Annotated in this window: 3 protein-coding genes; all 3 read right to left on the bottom strand. The window is 73.7% G+C overall.

The features are described 5' to 3' along the window. Nucleotides 1-31 precede the first annotated feature (31 nt). Nucleotides 32-2,851 carry a LuxR C-terminal-related transcriptional regulator gene (locus AB0G02_RS30040; protein ID WP_360800533.1) on the bottom strand — a complete coding sequence of 940 codons (2,820 nt, stop codon included), beginning with the start codon at nucleotides 2,849-2,851 and terminating at the stop codon, nucleotides 32-34. A 36-nt stretch (nucleotides 2,852-2,887) separates the two neighbouring features. Then, nucleotides 2,888-3,394: a flavoprotein gene (locus AB0G02_RS30035; RefSeq protein WP_360800536.1), complete on the bottom strand. Its 507-nt coding sequence runs from the start codon at nucleotides 3,392-3,394 to the stop codon at nucleotides 2,888-2,890. A gap of 136 nt (nucleotides 3,395-3,530) precedes the next feature. After that, the coding region (locus AB0G02_RS30030) for an RsmB/NOP family class I SAM-dependent RNA methyltransferase (RefSeq protein WP_360800530.1) at nucleotides 3,531-4,318 on the bottom strand (788 nt) is incomplete at its 5' end.

Here is a 4,318-nt window from a genome sequence, read left to right as displayed (position 1 = left end):
GCCTGCCTGGGGTGCCCGTAAGGGCCCCATGTCAAATCGAGCCGGGCAGAACCACCGCCCCCACACCCCCCTGCCCACCCTGCCTCTCCCGCGCCTCCCCCTCCTGCATCTCCCTCTCCTGCGTCTCTTGCCCCTCTTGGTCCTCTCGACCGCCCAACGCCTCTCTGCCCTCCTGGCCGTCCTGCTCATGCGCCAGCCGAGCCAACTCCACCCGCGAACTGATCCCGAGCTTCTTGAAGATGCCGCGCAGGTGGTAGTTCACCGTGTGCGGCGACAGGTACAGCTGCCTGGCGACCTGCCGATTGGTCATCCCACCCCCGACCAACCGGGCGATGTCCCGCTCCGGCGCGGACAACCGCCGCCACTCCTCAGCCCCACCGCGCCCTCCATCCCCACCACACCCGCCATCCCCACCACGCCCGCCATCCCCACCACGCCCGCCATCCCCACCACGCCCGCCGTCCCCACTGCGCCTACCGCCCTCACCCCACCCGTGTAACCGGGCCAACTCCCCCTCCGCACCCATCCGCTCGAAGATCCGTGACGCCACCGTCGTGTACGCCACCGCCTCGCCCTCACTGCCCGCGTCGGCCAGCAACCCCGCCAAGTCCTCGTTCGCGTTCGCCTTGGCCCACGGGTGCCGGTGCCGTCCCGCCGCCGCGACCAGCAGCTCCACGTCCCGGGCCGCCAACGCCCGCGCGTGGTCGGCGGCCACCGACACCGCCTCGAAGCCGGGGTTGTCGGCGGCCAGCCGCTCGACCGCGTCGACGACGTCACCGGCCAGCGCACGGTCCCCCACCGCCGACGCCTGCCGCACCAGCCACGGCGCGGCACCCGGTTCCTCGACCAGGATCCGCCGGGCGCATTCGAGATCGGCCATCCGCTCACGGGCCAGTTCGGCGGCACGCTCCGGCCCGCCTTGGGCGTGCGCCAGCAGCAGCTCCACCCAGTCGTACTGCCCGGAGTGCAACACCGCCTCGCCCGCCGCCAGGTCGGCCCGGTAGCGACGCACGTGCTCCGCCGCCGCCTCGACCTCACCCCGGTGCAACGCCACCGTCGCCAGCACGGTCGACGCGAGCGGCACCAGCAGGCGCAGGCCCCGGTCACGGGCGGTCGACAACCCCCTCCGCGCCTCCACCAACGCCTCGGTCAGCTTCCCGGCCTGCGTGAGCACCCTGGCGTGCGCGATGGTCCTCGCCGTCGGCGCTCCGGTCGTCACCGCTTCGTCGTCGCACGTCACGTCGTCGCGCACCAACCGCTCCGCCTGGTCGAACTCGCCCAGCGCGGCCAGCTTCAACGCGAACGACACCGCCGACTGCGACTGCCACCACGCCGTCGGCCGGTCGAGTTCCCAGCGGGTCGACTCGCGGCCCCAGTACATGCCCTCGGCCAGCTTGCCCGCGCTCCACTCCAGGCACGAGTGGACGGTCGCGGCCATGACCAGGTCCGCGTCCGCCGGTTCCCGGTTCCCCGTCGTGAGCACGGACAGCGCGTGCGCGCCCGCCCTGCTGCCGGTGGCGAAGTACAGCGACAGCAGCCGGCCCGCCTCGGCCAGCCGCCGCAGCGGCACCGGCACACCCGACGTGCTCAGCACGTGCTCCATCTCGGCCGCCGCGTCGGCGGGCCGCCCGTCCGCCAGCAGGATGCCCGCCAGCACCACGTGCACCTCAGCCGCCGTGCCGGCCGGCACGCCCTCCGCCAGGCCGTCGCGGGCCACGGCGATGGCGGAGCCGAGCTTCCCGTTCGCCGCCAACCCTCGCACCCGCACAGCCAACGCACCGCGCTCTTCGCTCTGCCCCTCCCACCCCTCCCGCCCCGCCGCCCTACCTCCACCCGCTGACGACCCCGCACCCACCGACGTCCCCGAACCACCGGCCGCCTTTGCCCCTCCCTGCGCCTCCACCCCTCCCGGCGGCCTGCGCAGCACCTCCGCGTCGTGCCGCAGGGCGTGCAGCACCGACCGGGGCATCGAGTCCACCACCGCCCGCCACACCAGGTCCGACCCGAACTCCAACCGCTCCCCGACGCCCACCACCACCAACCCGGACGCCAACACCTCGTCCACCGCCAGCAGCAACGCGCCCGTGGTCTCGTTCATCATCGTGGCCACGTCCTGCAGCAGGAACGACCTGCCGATCACCGCCGCGACCCGCAGCAGTTGGGTGGCCTTGGCCGACAGCTCCTCGACCTGACCTCCCACCACCGCTCCGACCCGGCGCGGCAGCCACCGACCGCGCGGCCTGGCGACGCCGTCGCGCACCTCGATGCGCCCCTCCTCGCGCAACCCGGCGACCAGCTCCGCGATCAAGCGCAGGTGCCCGCCCGCGCCCGCGGTGAACGAGGCCAGGTCGGGGTGGGGCGTCGCGTCCAGCAGGTCGGTGACCATCCGCTCGACCGCGTCGTCGTCGACCGGGCCGAGCGGCAGCACGTCGCCGTGCGCGTCCAGGGCGCGCTGGACCTCCGCACCGGCGAGTTCGACGGACAGCGCCAGCAACGCGGGCACCCGACGTTCCCGGAGCCTGGGCAGCAGCTCCAGCAGCGCGGACGGATCCCGGTGCGCCTGGTCGACCACGATGAGCGTGCCCCTGACCGACTCGGGCTCCGCGCCGCCCGGCCGCCCGGCGAACTCCACCCGGTCGAGCGCACGCGCCACGTCAGCCGACTCCGCGAGGTGCTCACCGGAAACCAGCACGACGGCGTCACCGAGGTCACGGGCGACGGCGACCGCCTCACGCAGCAGGGCGGTCTTTCCGGAGCACGGCGGGCCGTCGATGACCAGCAGGCCACCGGGTGCGGACAGGAAGCGGAGAACCGAAGCCCATTCACGATCCCGGCCGTACAATTTCGACACAATCAAGACTGCTACGCGTCTCGACTGACTGTCAATTCAGCCACTTGCGGCGTTACCGCCGTTTTCACCTGAAGCGACCATTGGCGCGACCCGATCCAGTTCCCGCCTCACCGATGCGGGATCGGACGCGAGCACCACACCGGCGGAACGCAACACGGCCAGGTGACCCTCGAACGCGGGATGGGCGGCCTGGTCGTCGGACACCTGCGGCAGCACGACCATCGGCGTGCGGCGGCCCAACGCCTCGCACAGCACCGTCAGCGCCTGGTTGTCACCGATGCCGAGCGCCAGCTTGGCCAGCGAGTTCGCGGTCGCCGGGGCGAAGACGAACGCGTCGGGCACGGGGTGCGGTTTCGGTTCCGTCGGCAGGCGCGAGGTCCAGCGCACCGGCAGATCGGTCAACTCGTCGAGCGCCGGCAGCTGCGGCTCCAACCACCGGGCCACGCTCGGGGTCAACGTGACCGCCAACCGCCAACCGCGCCGCGCCAACGGCCGGGCGAGGTCGTCCACGAGCCACCTCTCGACCCCGCCCGCCGCCGACACCACGAGGCCGAGCACCGGCGACACCTCACCACCGCTCACCGCTCCGCCCCTCACGCCCGCCGCACACTCACCCGCCGCTGCACTCACACCGCCGCCACAGGCCCGCTCACACCCGCAGCACCACCGCTCACACCGCTTACACCGGCCGCCGCAGCACCGCGCAGAACATCGCATCCGTCCCGTGCTTGTGCGGCCAGAGCTGCACCTGCGGCCCCTCCCCCAGGTCCGGCACCCCGGGGAAGAACTCGCGCGCGTCCAGCCACTCCACCTCCGTGCGGCGGACCACGTCGGCCACCACGCCCACCGTCTCGGACAGGTGCGGCGAGCACACCACGTACGCCACCACCCCACCCGGCCTGACCAGGCTCAACGCCGACGTCAACAGCTCGCGCTGCAACCGGGCCAGCGGCGCGACGTCCGACGGCTGCCGCCGCCACCGCGCCTCCGGGCGTCGGCGCAACGCGCCCAGACCGGTGCACGGCGCGTCGACCAGCACCCGGTCGAACCCGCCCTCCTCCAGCCCGGACTCGCGACCGTCGGCCACGTGCACCGTCATCGGCAGGTCACCCGCCGCCTTGCGGATCAGGTCCGCCCGGTGCGGCGCCTTCTCCACCGCGTCCAGCGACGCCCCGGACAGCCGGGCCAGCGACGCCAGCAGCACGGCCTTGCCACCGGGACCCGCGCACAGGTCGAGCCAGCGCTCGTCACGGCCCTCGACCGGCACCCGCGTCAACGCCACCGCGCACAGCTGGCTGCCCTCGTCCTGCACGGCGGCCAACCGCTCGCGCACCGCGTCGAGGTCGCCGGGGTCGCCCGCGCCCGCGTCCAGGTGCACCCCGTACGGCGAGTACGGGGCCACTTCACCGCCGGTCATCGCGGCCAGCTCGTCCGCGGCGCACTCGCCGGGCCGGGCCGCCAGGTGCA

This window comes from Actinosynnema sp. NPDC023658 (assembly GCF_040639995.1).
Taxonomy (GTDB): Bacteria; Actinomycetota; Actinomycetes; order Mycobacteriales; family Pseudonocardiaceae; genus Actinosynnema.
This window is presented reverse-complemented; position numbering and strand designations above follow the sequence as displayed.